Origin of the sequence: Pseudomonas sp. NPDC078700 (assembly GCF_044542375.1) — a bacterium.
Lineage (GTDB): Bacteria > Pseudomonadota > Gammaproteobacteria > Pseudomonadales > Pseudomonadaceae > Aquipseudomonas.
Map to the genome: position 1 here is coordinate 553721 of NZ_JBITUI010000002.1, position 15043 is coordinate 568763.

Consider the following 15043-nt stretch of genomic DNA (forward strand, 5'->3'; position numbering starts at 1 on the left):
GACGGTCGCGCACTGGTTTAGGGCATTAGATAATTTTTAACCCCGGTGAAGATAATTTGTGCCGCCAGCGCGCAGACAAAAAGGCCCATCAGGCGACTCACAATCTGCAAGCCTTGGTCGCCCAGCAGGCGTTCAAACTGATTGGACAGGTAGAGCACAATGCCAACGGTAAAGCTGGCTAAGGCAATTGCCAGTACCGCTACAATTTTATCCCCCCAGTGAGGTTGGCTGGCCCCCATGAGCAGCAACGCGCCTATGGTTCCGGGGCCAACAGTCAGGGGGATAGTCAGCGGTACAATGGTGACATCTTGTTGGACGTTGTCCGTCTGAACAGCTGACTTCCCTTGAGCCATGCCGAGGGCTGAAATAAATAGCACGCTGCCTGCCCCAATCCGAAATGCGTCGATGGTGATGCCAAACAAGGTGAAAATATTTTTGCCAAATAGGTACAGCAAAACGCTGGCGATAAGTACGCCGGTCGCGACTTTCCATGCCAGTTTTTTACGTTCTTTTATGGTGTAACCGCGGCTTAAACCAATAAAGCACGACAGCACGAAGAACGGGCTGTAAAGCACAAGCAACTTCAAATAAAGACTGAATAGTTCGGACGCCATGAGTGGGCTCTTTACTGCGGGGAAAGTTTGATTGGCGGGTGCTGGAGCTTAGACGAAGCTGAGCGTGCCGCCCTGCGATGGGGCATATGATCAGCGATTGCGTCACCGATCTCCAGCCCTGATTAGCCTGGGTTCAGGCTTTCAAGGCGTCTGAGCTGCACGTGCTGCGCGTTGATCGATCCAGTAATTGATCAACTCGCGCAACTGAGAAAGTTCGACAGGTTTGGACATGTGGCCATCCATACCCGCCAGGCGTGCACGCTCTTTGTGTTCGCTAAGGATGTGTGCGGTCAGGGCAACGACCGGGGTACGCCGATGCTGTCCGGCTTTTTCCCACGCGCGCAGCATTTCAGTGGCAGAAAAACCATCGAGTACCGGCATTTCGCAATCCATTAGCACCAAGTCATAGTGTTTCGATTTGATGGCTACCAGAGCTTCCTCGCCATTGCTTGCGGTGTCTGGCTGCAAGTTGAGTTTACCGAGCATGCCGCGAATAACTTTGGTGGAAATGGTGTTGTCTTCTGCCACTAATATCTGAAAATCTGCAGGCGCTTGATAGGGCGAGTGTGTACTTTGTACCGACTGCGTCGGTTGGCCATCGCGGCGATGGGTTAGCTCATCTGCCAAGGTTGCTTTGAGCGTGTAGCCCGCAACCGGTTTGGCCAGAATACGTTTGATCCCTGCGTTACGGGCGATGATCTTACTCGGCATATTGCTGATGCCTGTGAGCATGATCAGCAGGATATCGCGGTTCAGGCTTGGGTCTTCTTTGATCTTTGCGGCCAGTTGCATGCCGTTCATGCCGGGCATTTCCTGGTCGAGAAGGACCACGTCAAAGTATTCGCCCATATGCACTTTGCTGCGCAACAGCGCCAAGGCTTCTTTGCCAGAAGGTACAGCGCTGACATTAAGCCCCCAAGCGCTGCATTGCTGGAGCAGCACCTTGCGGCAGGTTTCGTTGTCATCGACGATGAGCAGTCGGGCGTCTTGCAGCGGGCTGTCGAGGTCGGCGGTGGGTTGTTCAAGCAGCGCGCTGTCCAAGGGCAAGCTTAACCACAAGGTTGAGCCCTGATTACTGCCGTTTTGGATGCCGAACTCACCGTCCATCAAGCGAATGAGCTGGCGCGCAATGATCAAGCCTAAACGTCCGCCAAGTTTGGTCGCCGCGAGAAAGTCTTTGCTGTGCAGTTCGGCATGCAGCAAGGCATTGCGCTCACTGGGTGGCATTGGTTTGCCGCTGTCTTGCACTGCGAGGCGTAAGCGGGGCTTGCCGCCACTGGTTTCCAGCGCCGCAATTATCAGTATCTCGCCTTCGTCAGTTTGCTTGAAGGCATTGTCCAGCAAGCTCAGTAGCGCCTGGCGTATGCGTGTGGGATCCCCGCTGATAACGCGAGGTACCTGCGGCTGGATAAAGCTGATCAGTTCGACTTTCTGTTGTTCGGCTTTAGCACGGAAGATATCCAGGCAGTCTTCAATCAGCGCATTTAAGTCGAACTGCACGTCGTCGAGCTCAATTTGGCCGGATTCAAGTTTAGAGATATCAAGGATTTCGTTAATCAAACTAAGCAGCTCATTGCCCGAGCTGTGAATGGTTTGTACGTAATCGCGCTGCTTGGTTGAAAGCGGGGTGCCAAGCAACAGTTCGGTCATCCCCAGAACCCCGTTCATTGGGGTGCGGATTTCATGGCTGATCTTGGCTAAAAACTCGCCCTTGGCCTTGAGTTCGGCTGAGCTTGCAGCCAGCTCCCGACTGGAGCTGAATCTCTCGTAGATGATGCGCTGCTGGCGCTCACTTAATGCAATGCACAAAATAGTGCTGCTAATCACTATTGTGAGCAGAAAACAGTAGATCAACCAGCTAGACGGCATCGGCCAGAGGCCAATGTGCAGCGGCAGGGTTGCAACGCAGACTGCGCACAGAAAAGCGCTGGCGACGAAAAACAATCGGGCTGGGGCATAGCCACTGCGCCATTGATGCAGTGAAATAAGTAAAACACTCAGGCCGCATACCGCTGAAGACACATAAATCAGCAGGGCAAATTGTATGTTGGTGGTGGTCAGGATGACCGCGCACAATCCAGCAATCACCACCATTTTTAAGACGATTAAGCGCCTGAGGAACAAATACCCCGAGGCGTTACGGAAGAAGCTGAGTGTCAGTGCAAGGGCGCTGAACAGCGCGGCAAACAGCGACGTGTTGGCAATCTGAGCTTGATAGGGCTGTAAGCTTTCAAGCCAGCTTGCGGTGATCCCCAGTACGTTGCTGGCAGCAAACAAAAGAAAAATATTGATTGCGCATAACCATAAATTCGCTTGCTCACGGCTCAGGCAGTAGCGCACGAAGTTGTATAGCGCGATCATAAAGATGCCGCCCAGTAAGAGGCCGAACACCAGAGGCCGAACTTCAGTGGCGACGTCTTGAGCACTGCTCAATGAAATGGTTGGACGCAGTATTTGTGCGGAGGCCAATCGCAAGTAGACATCAACGGGTTTGGTCGCAACTGGCAGCGGCAGCAAGAAGTCGAGGCTTTTTAGCGGGCGACTGGACAGTGGGAGCTTATTGCCTGTGCGGACATGGTCAAGCAGTGTGTCGCCGTCAAGGACATAGAGGTCTAGATAGGCCAGGTAAGGCGAGAAGACCCTGATCATTCGCTGTTCATTACTCGGATCAAGCCGGTAATGCAGCCATGCTGCAGTATTGCCGCCGCTGGTCAGCAGTTTGCTGATATCGACGGGTGCGAATTGGGTGCTGTGTTGCGGGGAGCGGATATCACCGAGTTGCAGTTCGCCGCTGGAGTCGTTGAGGATTGACCACTCAGCGTTCACTGCCGCGTAAGCGGGCAGATGCGAGAAGACTGTCAGCAATAAGCTGAAAAGCAGTTTGGTGGCAATCCCGGGCCGACGCACAGTGAAGTCCCTATCGAAAGTTTGTTCAAAGATTATAGGTCAACAGGGTAGAGGGAAAACATGACAAAGACGGCCATTCGGCCCCCTTTGTCATGAATTGCGCTTGGCTAACGATTAATCTTCGGTGTTTTCGCGGGCGATTGCCCGGTAACCGATATCTTTACGATAGAAGCAGCCTTGCCAGTTAACCTTTGCCGCCAGTGCGTAGGCATTCTGCTGGGCGTTTTGAACTGTCTCACCGAGTGCAGTTGCGCATAATACGCGTCCGCCAGAGGTGACGACTTGATCGTCTTTCAGCGCTGTACCGGCGTGGAAGATTTTGCCCGCAGTTGCAGCCGCGTTGTCGAGACCTTCAATTACATCGCCCTTGGCGTAGTCAGCAGGGTAGCCGCCAGCGGCCATCACCACACCAAGACTTGGGCGTGGGTCCCACTGGGCTTCGACAATATTCAGCGCCTTGGCTTGTGCGGCTTCGATAAGCAGCAACAGGCTTGATTGCAGGCGCAGCATGATCGGTTGAGTTTCTGGGTCGCCGAAACGGCAGTTGAACTCGATTACCTTTGGCGCGCCAGATTTATCAATCATCAGCCCTGCATAGAGGAAACCGGTGTAAACATTGCCTTCAGCTGCCATACCCTTAACGGTTGGCCAGATAACTTCGTCCATCACGCGTTGGTGAACATCTGCGGTGACAACTGGAGCAGGTGAGTAAGCCCCCATACCGCCCGTGTTTGGGCCGGTATCTTGGTCGCCAACACGTTTGTGGTCCTGACTGGTGGCCATAGGCAGCACGTTGGTGCCATCGACCATCACGATGAAGCTGGCTTCTTCGCCGTCGAGGAACTCTTCGATCACCACGCGTGAGCCGGCCTCACCGAAAGCATTGCCCGCGAGCATGTCGCGCACGGCATCTTCTGCTTCAGGCAAGGTCATGGCGACGATCACCCCTTTACCGGCCGCCAGGCCATCAGCCTTGATTACGATAGGTGCGCCGACTTTCTGCAAGTAAGCGAGGGCGGGCTCTACTTCTGTGAAGTTTTGGTAATCAGCCGTCGGGATCTTGTGGCGCGCCAGGAAATCCTTGGTGAAGGCTTTTGAACCTTCCAATTGAGCGGCGCCAGCGGTTGGGCCGAAGCAGTGCAGGCCGCGTTGATTGAATAAATCAACCACGCCAGCTACCAGCGGCGCTTCAGGGCCGACAATGGTCATCTGCACATTTTTCTCAGCGAAATCTGCCAGTTGCTCGATCGCCAGCACATCAATCGCCACGTTCTCGCACTTGGCCTCGGTCGCAGTGCCGGCGTTGCCCGGAGCGACAAACACTTTCTCTACGCGCGGGTCTTGCGCCACCTTCCAAGCCAGTGCGTGCTCACGACCGCCGCTGCCTATGATCAAAACATTCATATCAATCCCCTACTGGAGGCGGAGCCTTGGCCCCATTGGTGGATGGTAAAACCATCCACCCTACAAAATCTTGGTACACCACTCACAACATCTACGAGGTTGCGATCAAGCGTCTGAATGCTAGGCGGAAGTTGGCTCAATGAGCGCAGTTGCCAAGTGGCAATGAGCATCAGGGAGTCAACCTCCAACAACGCAGGCGGATGCTTCAGCGCGGCCGATTTTAGTGCCTAAAATGGCGCATGCCGGTGAATACCATGGCAATCCCGGCTTCGTCGGCTGCGGCAATCACTTCATTATCGCGCATTGAGCCGCCTGGCTGGATCACTGCAGTGATACCGGCTTTAGCTGCATTATCAATGCCGTCGCGGAACGGGAAGAAGGCGTCGCTGGCCATCACTGCGCCAGGTACTGGCAAGCCAGCGTGCTCAGCCTTGATCCCCGCAATACGCGCAGAGTTCACACGGCTCATCTGACCTGCACCTACCCCCACAGTCTGGCGGTTTTTGGCGTAGACGATAGCGTTGGATTTAACGAACTTGGCCACTTTCCAGGCGAAAATCAGGTCGTGAATTTCCTGCTCGCTTGGCGCACGCTGGGTGACGATCTTGAGGTCGTCAGCGGTGATCATGCCGATGTCGCGGCTTTGCACTAGCAGGCCGCCGTTAACGCGCTTGAAATCCCAGCCAGCACTGCGCTCAGCCGGCCATTCGCCACATTCCAGCAGGCGCACGTTGGCTTTTGCGGCGACCACTTCGCGGGCGGCGGCGCTGATGCTTGGTGCAATGATCACTTCGACGAACTGGCGCTCAACGATGGCTTTTGCCGTTTCGCCGTCCAGTTCACGGTTGAATGCGATGATGCCGCCAAATGCCGATTCAGTATCGGTGGCGTAGGCCAGATCGTAGGCTTTGCGGATGCCGCCTTCGTTTTCAGGCACAACAGCTACGCCGCAAGGATTGGCATGCTTGACGATGACGCAGGCGGGCTTAACAAAGCTTTTCACGCACTCAAGCGCCGCGTCGGTGTCGGCCACGTTGTTGTAAGACAGCTCTTTGCCTTGCAGTTGCACGGCGCTGGCAATGCTGGCTTCGCCTTTTTTCGCCTCAACGTAGAAGGCCGCGCTCTGGTGTGGATTCTCGCCGTAACGCATTTCCTGGGTTTTGATGAACTGGCTGTTGAAGGTGCGCGGGAATGCGCCGCGATCTTCAGTGCTGAGCTTTTCAGCGGCCTGGTCAATGGTGCCCAAGTAGTTAGCAATCATGCCGTCATAAGCAGCTGTGTGCTCGAAGGCTTTCAGGGCCAGGTCGAAACGCTGTGCGTAGCTGAGTCCACCTGCTTTAAGGCCTTCAATGATACTGGCGTAGTCGCTGGTGTTAACCACAATGGCCACATCTTTGTGGTTCTTGGCGGCGCTGCGGACCATGGTTGGGCCGCCGATGTCGATGTTCTCGATGGCGTCAGCCAAATCGCAGTCGGGCTTGGCAACTGTGGCTTCGAATGGGTAGAGGTTAACCGCAACCAGATCAATCGGCTTGATGCCGTGCTGCTCCATCACGTCGCCATCAATGGCGCGACGACCAAGAATGCCACCGTGAATTTTCGGGTGCAGGGTCTTGACCCGGCCATCCATCATTTCTGGGAAGCCGGTGTAGTCAGCGACTTCGACTGCCGCAACGCCGTTGTCCTTGAGCAGCTTATAGGTGCCACCAGTGGAGAGGATTTCCACATTGAGGGCAACAAGCTCGCGCGCGAATTCGAGGATGCCAGTCTTGTCAGATACGCTGATCAAGGCGCGGCGAACGGGGAGGCGGGTGGTCTGGTCGGTCATTTCAGAGTCCATCAGAGCAGAGAAATAAACAAAAAGGCGACGGTTTAGGTCGCCTTTTTTGAGAGGAAGAGGTTAGAGCAAGTCGTATTGCTTGAGCTTCTTACGCAGGGTGCCGCGATTCAGGCCGAGTAACTCAGAGGCTTTGGTTTGGTTGCCCTTGACGTAGTTCATCACGGTTTCTAACAGGGGTGCCTCGACTTCGGTCAACACCAGGTTGTAAACGTCAGAGACGTCAGCACCCTCAAGGTGGGCGAAATAGTTATGCAGCGCCTTCTCAACATTGCCGCGCAGGGTTTGCCCTTCTGCGCTTGGCGTGTTGAGGTGCTGTTTCAAGCTGGTGTTGTCACTCACTGGTGAAATTCCACTTCCTAAAGTCTCGGTCAACATCGTCATGCAGCCACCCCATCTCCATCATTTTGCCGCTCGCGGAAGAACTGGCGAACGTTGGCGCACTGTGCGTCCGTACATTCAAGGCGATTGAATTCAGCGCGAAATTCTCTGGCGCCCGGCAGAGTCGCTAGATACCAGCCCACATGCTTGCGAGCGATTCGAGCGCCCATTACTTCGCCGTAGAAGGCATGCAGTGCGCTGAGGTGTTCTAGCAAAATACTTTCTATTTCGACCAAGCTTGGTGCCGGCATTTTTTTGCCTGTACGCAAGTAATGGTCTGTCTCACGGAATATCCAAGGCCGCCCTTGAGCAGCCCTGCCTATCAGTAATCCATCTGCTCCCGTTGCAGCGAGTACGGCTTTGGCCTTTTCCGGGCTGGTGATGTCGCCATTTGCCAGCACCGGAATTGAAACCGCCTGTTTTATCGCTGCAATTGTGTCGTATTCGGCGTCACCGGTGTAAAGGTCTGCACGGGTGCGACCATGTACCGCTAACGCAACAATTCCGGCTTGTTCGGCAATCTTCGCCACCTCAATGCCGTTCTTATTCTCTCTGTCCCAGCCGGTGCGGATTTTCAAGGTGACTGGCACATCGACTGCGCCCACCACTGCATGCAAAATTTCACGCACCAATATTTGGTCTTTCAATAGCGCAGAACCTGCCGCTTTATTACAGACCTTTTTCGCTGGGCAGCCCATATTAATATCAATTATCTGGGCACCCAATTCGACGTTCCGCTTAGCTGCCTCTGCAAGCATTTGCGGATCACCACCGGCGATCTGTACCGAGCGCGGCTCGGGATCATCCTGATGGATCAAGCGTAGGCTTGATTTACGCGTATTCCACAACCGCACATCGCTCGTGACCATTTCAGATACCACCATGCCCGCGCCCAAGCGCTGGCAGAGCTTGCGAAATGGTTGATCAGTTACTCCGGCCATTGGCGCAAGAATTAACTGGTTCGGCAGTGTGTACGGGCCGATGCGTAACGTCGACATAGGGCTTCCGTGCTCAAAAGACAAGCTGATGAGCCAAATAGTAGACGGCGAAAAAGGGGGAGAATCATACCTGCTCTGGATGACCGGATAAAGGCTGTTTTGAACAAAATCTGAACAGTTGCCAGCTTATCGCTATCCGTTATGAGGGCGACAAGCTGTTCCTTTAGTTGCTACTGCGGCGAGTGGAAGCTCAGGCTGTAGTTCACGGCTTGGCTGCCTGGATCAAGAATATCCAGGGATATATGGATCGGTGTTTGCGGTGGCATTTCTGCACGACCGGCTAACTCGCCTGCCAGATACTCGCCCGGGGTAAAGCGACGACTGGCAAGTAGCTTGCCGTTAATGTCAGCAAAGCGCATTTCCAAGAGCGGGAAAGGCTGAGCAAAAGCCGCGCGGTTATAGATGATTGCATCGACCACCAGTGCACCGCTGAAGTCAGGGTGCGAGCGCACCACCAGGTTGCTGCTTTTGATCATGCTGATGTCGACTTTTGACGGCAGCTCACAGCCGATGCTTGGGCATATTTGCTCAAACAAAGGGCGATACTGGTCTTGGCGAGCAAGTTGTTCAAAGTGATAAGCCACATATTGGCCTGCCAGCGCGCCAGCTGCCAGCAAGATCAAAAGTGTCCAGCCTATGATCCGGCCCCAGGATGGCCCGGTTTTTTGCCAGTCAAACTCAACCGGTTCGTCTTCGAGTTCGAATAGCGTGTTATGGCCGAAATTGGGCTCATGGCGAGAAATGTTTACCGGGACAAAAGGTGCCTGCTCGGTATCATCTTCAACGGCGCTAACTGGGGATTCGGGGGCTTTTAACGGTTCGGGCAGTACTTCTTTGGGAGGCGGCGTCTGTGTTACACCGAAATCAGCATCAGTTAGCTTCAGCTCGGGTTCGCGGGCAATCGGCTGCTCAGCTAAGGGCTGTTGCTGAAAAGGTTGCGTGGCTGGTGGCGGACTGCTGTGGGTGTCTTTGTGCTTTAAACCCAGGGGTTCAAGGGCGAGCTTTTCTGCCGGCTTGGCAGCATCTTCACGCAGAAGCTCCTCTGCCCAGCGCTCATCGTGTTCAGCTGGCGCGTTGCGTGGTGGTGAGGCGAAAACGGAGCTGAAATGTGTGCTGCGCTCCAGCTTGAGAAATTCTTGTGAGAGTTGTTGCTCACGTTCCTCAAGCTTGGCCAGTTCTTCATCGAGATCCAGTTCACCGAGATCAAGGTCGTCATGAATCCACAGCGTGTCATCAGCACTTTTTGCCTTGTCGGCTTGTGCTGATGGCGGCGTTTCCTGGGCCGGTGCAGGTGCCGAAGATGTGCCTGCAGGCGCAATGACATGGCCCTGTTGCTGCAGTTGTTTTGCGGCGTTGAATACGTTCAGGCAGGCGCCGCAACGCACAGCGCCGTGTGCCGCGCCCAGTTGCGCGGTATTTACGCGGAAGCTGGTCTGGCATTGTGGGCACTGGGTGACAAAACTCTCGGTCATGCGGCGGTCCGAAAAAACATTGAGGCTAGTCTAACGCAAGTCTTGGGGTGGCTGCAGTGTTGCTTATTTAACGGCGCACACCGCTGATTCGCACCCAGCCATCGTTGGTTGCGGTTGGGTCGAGATTGAAGTCGGCTGCGTATGCGGCCCGAACGTCTTCGGCTTGTTCTGCGAGAATTCCAGACAATGCAAGGCGACCACCCGTTTTTACCAGTGAGGTAATTTGCGGGGCCAGCGCGACCAGCGGGCCTGCAAGAATGTTGGCGACCACGACATCGGCGGGTTCCTGCGGCATGTCGGCCGGGAGGTAGAGCGGGAAGCGTGCCGGGTCGATGCCGTTGCGGCTGGCATTGTCACGGGAGGCCTCAAGCGCTTGAGGGTCGATATCGGTGCCCACTGCGTTGGGTGCGCCAAGTAGTAATGCTGCAATCGCAAGGATGCCTGAGCCGCAGCCGAAATCGATAAGGCTGCAATCATCTAACGGCTGGCCGTCAAGCCACTCAAGGCACAGGGCCGTGGTGGGGTGAGTGCCCGTGCCGAATGCCAGGCCAGGGTCGAGCAACAGGTTCACGGCATCGGGCTCTGGTGCATCGGTCCAGCTTGGCACTATCCACAGGCGCTGGCCAAAACGCATTGGCTTGAAGTTGTCCATCCAGCTGCGTTCCCAGTCCTGATCGGCAATTTCTTCGATCTGGTGCTCTGGCAGTGCGCCGCCAGTGAGTAATTGCAAGTGAGCGAGCAGGGCGTTGGCATCTGTGTCCGCTTCGAACAATGCCAGCAGGTGGGTGTGCGACCACAGCGGGGTGGTATTCAGCTCGGGCTCAAAGATCGGGTTGTCTTCAGCATCCATAAAGGTCACAGATACCGCACCCACTTCGAGCAGGGCATCTTCGTAGGTCGGCGCTTGTTCCGGGGTAATGGCGAGACGTACTTGTAACCAGGGCATAGCGGAACCTCGTTGGAAGCTAAATCAAATATGAGCGCTTAATGGGGCGCAAGCTTACTGCAGGGGTTGGTTTGCTTCCACACCAAAGGCATGACGGTGCGAAGCTCAAGCTATCTTGCAAGCGTTGGTGGAGGGCAGAAAAGCGCTGCGGCTTGTATGTTAGTACGGGGAAAACAACAAGGGCCACCAAACGGCAGCCCTTGTTTTAGCAGGTGAAGCACTGATATCAGTGCTTATCCATGCCCAGTTTCTTTTCGAGGTAGTGAATATTCACACCGCCGTCGTTGAAACCTTTGTCGCGAACCAGCATCCGGTGCAGCGGGATGTTGGTTTTGATGCCATCCACTACCATCTCGTCGAGACCGTTGCGCATGCGCGCCATGGCTTCGTCACGGGTTGCCCCGTAAGTGATCAGTTTGCCGATCAATGAGTCATAGTGTGGCGGTACGGTGTAGCCACTGTACAGGTGCGAGTCAACGCGAACACCAAAGCCGCCAGGTGCATGGAAGTGCTTAACTTTGCCCGGGCAAGGCATGAAGTTGTCTGGGTCTTCTGCGTTGATCCGGCACTCAAGTGCGTGCCCGCGGATGACGATGTCATCTTGGGTGAACGACAGCTTGTTGCCCGCCGCAATGCTGAGCATTTCCTTGACGATGTCGATGCCGGTGACCATTTCAGTGACCGGGTGCTCCACTTGCACGCGAGTGTTCATCTCGATGAAGTAGAACCTGCCGTTCTCGTACAGGAACTCAAAAGTACCGGCGCCGCGATAGCCGATTTCGATGCAGGCATCGACGCAGCGCTTGAGTACTTCGGCACGCGCTTGTTCGTTGATGTACGGCGCTGGGGCTTCTTCAAGCACCTTTTGGTGGCGACGTTGCAGCGAGCAGTCGCGGTCACCGAGGTGAATCGCGTTGCCTTGGCCGTCAGAGAGCACTTGGACTTCCACGTGACGCGGGTTGCCGAGGAACTTCTCCAGATAAACCATTGGGTTGCCGAACACTGAACCCGCTTCACTGCGGGTCAGGCGGGCAGACTTGATCAGGTCTTCTTCTTTGTAGACCACGCGCATGCCGCGACCACCGCCGCCGCCTGCCGCCTTGATGATGACCGGGTAACCGACTTCACGGGCAATGGCCAAGGCGGTTTCTTCGTCTTCCGGCAGTGGGCCGTCAGAGCCTGGTACCACAGGTACGCCAGCCTTGATCATTGCGTCCTTGGCTGACACCTTGTCGCCCATCAGGCGGATGGTTTCAGCTTTCGGGCCGATAAAGGCAAAGCCTGAGTTTTCCACCTGTTCAGCGAAATCGGCGTTTTCCGCAAGGAAGCCGTAACCAGGGTGAATCGCGGTGGCGCCGGTCACTTCAGCTGCGCTGATGATTGCCGGGATATTCAGGTAAGACTGGGTGCCGGCTGCTGGGCCAATGCAAACAGACTCGTCTGCCAGAGCCAAATGCATCAATTCACGGTCAGCTGTGGAGTGCACAGCAACGGTTTTGATGCCCAATTCTTTGCACGCGCGCAAGACGCGCAATGCGATCTCGCCGCGGTTGGCGATTAGAACTTTTTCCAACATCGCTGGCTCTCCTCGGTTCAAACGATTGTGAACAGAGGCTGGTCGTATTCAACCGGCTGGCCGTTCTCGCCCAGAATGGATTCGATAACACCGCTGGTTTCAGCTTCGATGTGGTTCATCATCTTCATCGCTTCAACGATGCAGAGGATGTCGCCCTTCTTAACGCTCTGGCCAACTTCAACAAAGTTACCGGAGGTTGGCGACGACGCGCGGTAGAAAGTACCGACCATTGGCGAACGCACGACGGTGCCGTTGAGTTTTGGCGCTGCCGGTGCAGCAGCTTCAGCAGCAGCCACTGGCGCAGCAGGTGCGGCGGCAGGAGCAGGTGCATACACAGGTTGCGGCGCGTAAGCAGGTTGCTTGCTGTTGCGACTGATGCGTACTGACTCTTCACCTTCGTGAATTTCCAGTTCGTCGATGCCGGACTCTTCCAGCAGTTCGATCAGTTTTTTGACTTTACGAATATCCATAGCTTTTCAACTCCCAGTTGGGTCAGGGCCGTTCAAGTTCAAGTTGTTCGAGTGCAGCCTCCAGGGCCAGCCGATAACCGCTGGCGCCAAGGCCGCAGATCACACCTACAGCAACATCTGAAAAGTAGGAGTGATGGCGGAATGCTTCGCGTTTGTGCACGTTAGATAAATGCACTTCGATGAATGGGATGCTCACCGCCAGCAATGCGTCACGTAATGCGACACTTGTATGAGTAAAAGCGGCTGGATTAATCAAAATAAAGTCGACGCCTTCACCTCTGGCAGCGTGAATACGCTCGATTAATTCATACTCTGCATTGCTTTGCAGGTACATCAGATGATGCCCGGCATCACGAGCGCGGCGCTCCAGATCAAGGTTGATCTGCTCCAGCGTGGTGGCGCCATAGACACCAGGCTCGCGGGTGCCGAGTAGATTTAAATTTGGGCCGTGCAGGGCCAATAAGGTCGCCATGTTTCGTGTTCCTTGTTGTTTTCACACGCAGGACTATGCCGGAGTCGCCTCGTGACTGTCTAGTTCTATGCAGTAGCCAGCACGATGGCCGTTGTTTGCGGCACTTTTGTGACTGAGGTGTTTAAAAGCGTTCGTGGGCTTTATTTAGCCGGGCAGAGAAGGTTTCAGCGTCAACTTCACCTACCACACGAAGGTCCTGCCATTCGTCGCCGTTCTTGTCGAAGATTAGTATCGCGGGCGGGCCAAACAGTGAATAACGATCCAAAACTGAACGTTGGGCAGGGGTGCTTTCAGTGATATCAAAGCGTACGAGGGCGTAATCCTTGAGTTGCGCACCGACTTTGGGGTCAGTCAGCACTTCACGCTCGATGACTTTGCAACTGATGCACCAGTCCGCATACCAGTCGAGTAGCAAGGGTTTGCCACTGCTTTTGGCGGCAGCCAGTGCGGCATCAAGTTCGGAGCTACTGGTCACGGTTTGCCAGTTGCCATGTTGAGCCTGCGCAGTGGGCATCATCTGAGCGCCGCCCAATTGCATGCGGCCCAGCGGGCGCAGAGGGTCATCCTGGCCTTGCAATGCACCTACCCAAGCAGTGAGGGCATAAACCAGCAAGGCGAGGCCCACAAGCTGAGCAAGTTTGCCTTTCGAGCTTTTTACATTGAACTCCAGTGCACCGAGGAACAGTGCTGAGCCCGCAGCAAGCAAGCCCCACAACGCCAGCGTGATCGGGCCGGGGAGTAAACGATCAAGTAGCCAGATGGATACGGCCAGCAGCATGACCCCGAACAAGTTGCGGACGCCGTTCATCCAGGCGCCGCTGCGAGGCAGCAGAGCCCCACCGCCCGCGCCAATCAGTACCAGCGGCGCACCCATGCCAAGGCCGAGGGCGAATAGTTGCAGACCGCCACCCAAGGCATCGCCGGTACTGCTGATATAGAGCAGCAACCCTGTTAGCGGTGCGGTAACGCAGGGCGAGACGATCAGGCTGGAAAGTACGCCCAGCGTTGCGGCGCCTGCGATTGACCCGCCTTGGGTTTGTGATGCCTTGCGGTCCAGTCGCTCCCGAACGAACGCGGGTAAGCGGATCTCGAACATGCCAAACATGGCAATGGCGAATAGGCTGAAAAACAAGGCGAAAGGGATCAGCACCCAAGGCGATTGCAGCATGGCTTGCAGGTTGAGGCTTGCACCAAACAGCCCCATCAATGCGCCAAGTGCGGCGTAGCAGGCCGCCATGGGTAGCACATAGGCCAGTGATAGCACCAAGCCGCGGCGGTTGCTTGGACGACCGCGTAAAACCACGCCCGAGAGAATCGGCAGCATTGGCAGCACGCAAGGGGTGAAGGTCAAGCCCAGGCCCGCGAGGAAGAACAAGGCCAAATCAGTCCATTGCCAGCTGGTTTTACCTGCGTTAGCAGTCGAGCCTGCTGGTATAGGGCTGTCGACACTATCGCCGAAAGCACCGCCAATTTTGATCTGTTCAGTTTCGGGTGGGTAACACAGGCCTTTATCCGCACAGCCCTGGTAGGTGACATTGAGCGTATAGGCGCGATCAGTCGGCGGGCTGATCGGCAGATCAACGTCGACAATGTTGTGGTAGACCTCGACCTCGCCGAAATACTCGTCAGTCTTCTGCTCGCCTGCTGGCATTTGCGCTTCGCCAAGGCCGATATCGGCGGGCTCAGTGCTGAACTTGAAGCGGTGTTTGTACAGGTAATAACCGTCAGTGGCGACAAACCGCAGCTTGACGGAGTCTGCCGAGCTGCTGATTAAGTTGAGTTTGAAGGCTTCACGTACCGGCAGAAAATCAGCGCTGTTATTCAGCGCAGACCCTAGCGGAGCAAGAGCGGGGCGATTGTCGAGCAAGCTGGCGCTGGCTGGGATCGCGATGATGAGCAGGAGCAGGCTGATTAAGCGACGCATGTGGATCTCGACAAACAAGTATCCAACCATCATAACGGAGCT

Annotated in this window: 12 protein-coding genes; all 12 read right to left on the bottom strand. The window is 55.4% G+C overall.

What is annotated here, in order from left to right; genetic code table 11:
- Positions 1-17 precede the first annotated feature (17 nt).
- The 12 genes from ACIGCM_RS08390 to ACIGCM_RS08445 all read right to left on the bottom strand — a co-directional run bounded on the left by ACIGCM_RS08390 (position 18) and on the right by ACIGCM_RS08445 (position 15001).
- A complete protein-coding gene (locus ACIGCM_RS08390) occupies positions 18-614 on the bottom strand; it encodes a MarC family protein (RefSeq protein WP_397501581.1) in 597 nt (198 codons plus the stop codon).
- Between the two features lie 141 nt (positions 615-755).
- Positions 756-3521: a response regulator gene (locus ACIGCM_RS08395; RefSeq protein ID WP_397501582.1), complete on the bottom strand. Its 2766-nt coding sequence runs from the start codon at positions 3519-3521 to the stop codon at positions 756-758.
- Positions 3522-3635: 114 nt separating this feature from the next.
- Positions 3636-4925 carry a phosphoribosylamine--glycine ligase gene (purD, locus tag ACIGCM_RS08400; protein WP_397501583.1) on the bottom strand — a complete coding sequence of 430 codons (1290 nt, stop codon included), beginning with the start codon at positions 4923-4925 and terminating at the stop codon, positions 3636-3638.
- Between the two features lie 220 nt (positions 4926-5145).
- Positions 5146-6753 (bottom strand): bifunctional phosphoribosylaminoimidazolecarboxamide formyltransferase/IMP cyclohydrolase, encoded by a 1608-nt coding sequence (purH, locus tag ACIGCM_RS08405; RefSeq protein WP_397501584.1) that lies wholly within the window; start codon positions 6751-6753, stop codon positions 5146-5148.
- Between the two features lie 72 nt (positions 6754-6825).
- On the bottom strand, positions 6826-7146 hold the full coding sequence (gene fis, locus ACIGCM_RS08410; protein WP_397501585.1) for a DNA-binding transcriptional regulator Fis: 321 nt from the start codon (positions 7144-7146) through the stop codon (positions 6826-6828).
- A complete protein-coding gene (gene dusB / locus ACIGCM_RS08415; RefSeq protein WP_397501586.1) occupies positions 7143-8141 on the bottom strand; it encodes a tRNA dihydrouridine synthase DusB in 999 nt (332 codons plus the stop codon). Before dusB ends, fis begins: the two co-directional genes overlap by 4 nt.
- A 170-nt stretch (positions 8142-8311) precedes the next feature.
- Positions 8312-9613, bottom strand: a complete 1302-nt coding sequence (locus ACIGCM_RS08420; protein ID WP_397501587.1) for a DUF3426 domain-containing protein — start codon at positions 9611-9613, stop codon at positions 8312-8314.
- 67 nt (positions 9614-9680) lie between these two features.
- On the bottom strand, positions 9681-10559 hold the full coding sequence (prmA, locus tag ACIGCM_RS08425) for a 50S ribosomal protein L11 methyltransferase (RefSeq protein ID WP_397501588.1): 879 nt from the start codon (positions 10557-10559) through the stop codon (positions 9681-9683).
- Between the two features lie 226 nt (positions 10560-10785).
- Positions 10786-12135 carry an acetyl-CoA carboxylase biotin carboxylase subunit gene (accC, locus tag ACIGCM_RS08430; protein WP_397501589.1) on the bottom strand — a complete coding sequence of 450 codons (1350 nt, stop codon included), beginning with the start codon at positions 12133-12135 and terminating at the stop codon, positions 10786-10788.
- 17 nt (positions 12136-12152) lie between these two features.
- Positions 12153-12605, bottom strand: coding sequence for an acetyl-CoA carboxylase biotin carboxyl carrier protein (accB, locus tag ACIGCM_RS08435; protein ID WP_397501590.1), 453 nt, complete (start codon positions 12603-12605; stop codon positions 12153-12155).
- A gap of 22 nt (positions 12606-12627) precedes the next feature.
- Positions 12628-13077, bottom strand: coding sequence for a type II 3-dehydroquinate dehydratase (gene aroQ, locus ACIGCM_RS08440; RefSeq protein ID WP_397501591.1), 450 nt, complete (start codon positions 13075-13077; stop codon positions 12628-12630).
- Positions 13078-13198: 121 nt separating this feature from the next.
- A complete protein-coding gene (locus tag ACIGCM_RS08445) occupies positions 13199-15001 on the bottom strand; it encodes a protein-disulfide reductase DsbD (RefSeq protein WP_397501592.1) in 1803 nt (600 codons plus the stop codon).
- Between the last annotated feature and the right edge of the window lie 42 nt (positions 15002-15043).

Coding starts and splice junctions, on each gene's coding strand:
- aroQ (WP_397501591.1), bottom strand. CDS start 13,077: ATGGCGACCTTATTGGCCCTGCACGGCCCAAATTTAAATCTACTCGGC.
- accB (WP_397501590.1), bottom strand. CDS start 12,605: ATGGATATTCGTAAAGTCAAAAAACTGATCGAACTGCTGGAAGAGTCC.
- prmA (WP_397501588.1), bottom strand. CDS start 10,559: ATGCCCTGGTTACAAGTACGTCTCGCCATTACCCCGGAACAAGCGCCG.
- ACIGCM_RS08445 (WP_397501592.1), bottom strand. CDS start 15,001: ATGCGTCGCTTAATCAGCCTGCTCCTGCTCATCATCGCGATCCCAGCC.
- dusB (WP_397501586.1), bottom strand. CDS start 8,141: ATGTCGACGTTACGCATCGGCCCGTACACACTGCCGAACCAGTTAATT.
- purD (WP_397501583.1), bottom strand. CDS start 4,925: ATGAATGTTTTGATCATAGGCAGCGGCGGTCGTGAGCACGCACTGGCT.
- purH (WP_397501584.1), bottom strand. CDS start 6,753: ATGACCGACCAGACCACCCGCCTCCCCGTTCGCCGCGCCTTGATCAGC.
- accC (WP_397501589.1), bottom strand. CDS start 12,135: ATGTTGGAAAAAGTTCTAATCGCCAACCGCGGCGAGATCGCATTGCGC.
- fis (WP_397501585.1), bottom strand. CDS start 7,146: ATGACGATGTTGACCGAGACTTTAGGAAGTGGAATTTCACCAGTGAGT.
- ACIGCM_RS08390 (WP_397501581.1), bottom strand. CDS start 614: ATGGCGTCCGAACTATTCAGTCTTTATTTGAAGTTGCTTGTGCTTTAC.
- ACIGCM_RS08420 (WP_397501587.1), bottom strand. CDS start 9,613: ATGACCGAGAGTTTTGTCACCCAGTGCCCACAATGCCAGACCAGCTTC.